Source organism: Streptococcus oralis (genome assembly GCF_001579175.1).
GTDB classification, from domain to species: domain Bacteria; phylum Bacillota; class Bacilli; order Lactobacillales; family Streptococcaceae; genus Streptococcus; species Streptococcus oralis_O.
Map to the genome: position 1 here is coordinate 384,295 of NZ_KQ970760.1, position 2,018 is coordinate 386,312.

The 2,018-nt window shown below is 44.3% G+C and carries 3 protein-coding genes; 2 read left to right on the forward strand and 1 reads right to left on the reverse strand.

Annotated features, from left to right (window positions below):
* Together SORDD24_RS06200 and thiE are read left to right on the forward strand one after the other, a co-directional pair.
* The coding region (locus SORDD24_RS06200) for a hydroxyethylthiazole kinase (protein ID WP_081103522.1) at window positions 1-547 on the forward strand (547 nt) is incomplete at its 5' end.
* Window positions 540-1,172, forward strand: coding sequence for a thiamine phosphate synthase (gene thiE / locus SORDD24_RS06205; RefSeq protein WP_061408704.1), 633 nt, complete (start codon window positions 540-542; stop codon window positions 1,170-1,172). The genes SORDD24_RS06200 and thiE, both read left to right, overlap by 8 nt.
* Before the next feature lie 48 nt (window positions 1,173-1,220).
* Here the strand turns inward: thiE and thiD are convergent, their stop codons facing one another.
* A complete protein-coding gene (gene thiD, locus SORDD24_RS06210) occupies window positions 1,221-2,012 on the reverse strand; it encodes a bifunctional hydroxymethylpyrimidine kinase/phosphomethylpyrimidine kinase (RefSeq protein WP_061408707.1) in 792 nt (263 codons plus the stop codon).
* Window positions 2,013-2,018: the final 6 nt, after the last annotated feature.

Sequence of the window (2,018 nt, forward strand, 5' to 3'; positions counted from 1 at the left end):
AATGGTAGTAGATGCAGTTGGCGTTGCGGCTTCCCCCATTCGTAAGGATCTAGTCAGAGATCTTTTAGAATACAAGCCCACGGTCCTTAAAGGAAATATGTCAGAAATCCGAAGTCTTGTTGGCTTAAAGCACCACGGAGTTGGAGTTGATGCGAGCGCTAAAGATCAAGAAACGGAGGATTTGCTTCAAGTTTTGAAAGACTGGTGTCAGACCTATTCTGGTATGTCATTCTTAGTCACTGGACCCAAGGACCTCATCGTTTCAGAAAATCAAGTTGCTGTATTGGGAAATGGCTGTGCAGAATTAGACTGGATAACAGGGACAGGAGACTTAGTTGGAGCCTTGACAGCCGTTTTTCTTAGCCAAGGAATGACTGCCTTTGAAGCTTCTTGTCTAGCGGTCTCTTATCTCAATATCGCTGCTGAGAGAATAGTTGTTCAAGGAATGGGATTAGAAGATTTTCGTTACCAAGTTCTCAATCAACTCTCTCTCCTAAAAAGAGACGAAAATTGGCTAGAAGCCATCAAAGGAGACTTTTATGAATAGAGAAGCACTTAAACTGTATCTAGTAACCAATCGCTACCAAGATTCCTTGGAAAACTTTCTTGAAAAAGTCGAGACGGCCTGTCGTTCAGGTGTTACTATTATCCAACTACGAGAAAAAAATCTCACCACCAATCAATACTATCAACTGGCAAAACAAGTCAAGGAAATAACAGATGCCTATCAGGTGCCCTTGATCATCGATGATCGGTTGGATGTCTGTCTTGCAGTCGATGCAGCAGGTCTGCATATCGGCGACGATGAACTACCAGTTTCGGTTGCCCGCAAAGTCCTAGGTCCTGAAAAAATCCTCGGTGTCACTGCTAAAACGGTAAAAAGAGCCCTCGAAGCAGAAACATCGGGTGCGGACTACTTGGGAACAGGAGCCATTTTCCCGACTACGACCAAAGAAAATGCACCCATCACTCTGATTTCAACCTTGAAAACAATTTGCCAAACGGTCGCCATTCCAGTAGTTGCTATCGGAGGCCTGACATCAGAGAATATTGACCAACTTATCGGCACGGGTATAGCTGGAGTAGCTGTCGTACGTGATCTGATGCAGGCAGAAGATATTGAGGCAAAAACGCAAGCCTTTTTAACAAAGCTGGATGACATGATTTTCTAATCAAAAACTCTCTAATTCCCTTAAAGTAGGAGCTAGAGAGTTTTTTTCTTAATCTTTAAAAGTTGTATGATTGACTGGGCCAGAACCATGTCCGAGTTGAGGGGCGTCTTGGATGGCTTTTGTGATAAAGGCCTTGGCCTTATCAACTGCCTGGTAAAGACTTCTGCCCTTGGCTAGTTCAGCCGTAATCACAGCAGCAAAGGTACATCCGGTACCATGGGTGTGACAGGTTTGAATTCTTGGACTTTCCCAGACAAATTGTTCATCCTTGGTAAAAAGGAAATCCTTGGCACCACCTTCAAGATGGCCACCTTTGATTACCACAGACTGAGGACCAAATTCTTTTATAATCAGGCGACCAGCACGCTGCATTTCTTCTGGATCATGAATCGAAAAACCAACAATCTCTTCTGCCTCAGGAAGATTCGGAGTGATAATGCTTGCAAGGGGAAGCAGATTTGTTTTTAGGTAGTCTCTGGCACTAGAATCAATCAGGGTGTCCCCACTCGTAGCGACCATGACAGGGTCAAGAACATAGGGACAGTCCAGCTTTTTAAGATAGGGTTGGATGATCTCCATGATCTCACTAGTTGCCAACATCCCTGTTTTTACAGCCTGAGGCTTGATATCCGAAAAGACACTATCCAATTGAGCTTCCAGCATTTGGTTGGAGACGTGCTCGATTAATTGAACGCCTCTGGTATTTTGAGCGACAAGACTGGTCACAACGGCCATTCCATAGACATCTCTAGCTTGGAATGACTTTAAATCAGCCATAATGCCAGCACCGCCACTAGGGTCAGTCCCTGCAATAGTTAGAGCAACGGGTAAATAAGTCATCTAAAA

Bases quoted from the DNA above. Each gene is read 5' to 3' on its own strand.
- thiD (WP_061408707.1), bottom strand. From the start codon at position 2,012: ATGACTTATTTACCCGTTGCTCTAACTATTGCAGGGACTGACCCTAGT.
- thiE (WP_061408704.1), top strand. From the start codon at position 540: ATGAATAGAGAAGCACTTAAACTGTATCTAGTAACCAATCGCTACCAA.